Genomic DNA, 625 nt, shown 5'->3' with positions numbered 1-625 from the left:
TCTCGGCGATCGACGCCACCAAAGGAGAATAAATCCGTGAGCCAGCGTAGCCATTGTAGGCACTGCCGCCCTGATGGCCGAAGACCTCGATAGGCAGTCCATCAATATCGAGCGTCATCGGCGTATCAGCCGCGTATGGCGTAACATCAGGTAGGCTGCTCAAACGCCAGATGGCCAACCGCAACAGGCCTTCGTGCACGGTGTCGAGATTATCTGGATCACTCAGGCAGGTGATCAAGCGAGAGAGCGTGGCTTGTGACGGACGTGCTTCCGCTAACGGCGCCAGACTACGCGCATCGCTACAGGCGAGTTGCCAAAGGGGATCATCGTAGAGGATATCGGTATCGCTGAGATCTTCCCATCCCATGGCCCGCTGCAGCACCACGGTCCGAAGCTGGCTGGCCAGCGAGTGGCGTACGCGCAGGGGGTCACGCGCATCGACCAGATGGTACGTTAGCGCGTCGATCACGCCACTGGTATCGAGCGCTTCGCGGAGTACCAGTCCACCCGCGTCGCTGGTGGTGGCATCGCCGCTTAATTGCACATGAACGGACCCGTTGCAGGACGGCGACCAGGACGTTACGCTTTCACCCATAGTGGATGGCCTCTTGGAATCGTGTTCTTG

General features: G+C 59.5%; 1 protein-coding gene. It reads right to left on the bottom strand.

The window, feature by feature from the left end:
• On the bottom strand, nucleotides 1–625 hold a 625-nt coding region (locus M8006_RS17730; RefSeq protein ID WP_250084539.1), incomplete at both ends, for a transposase.

The sequence above is a fragment of the Halomonas llamarensis genome (genome assembly GCF_023555005.1).
GTDB lineage: Bacteria > Pseudomonadota > Gammaproteobacteria > Pseudomonadales > Halomonadaceae > Vreelandella > Vreelandella llamarensis.
Note: the sequence above shows the minus strand (reverse complement) of the source record. Positions and strands in the feature narration are given on the sequence as shown.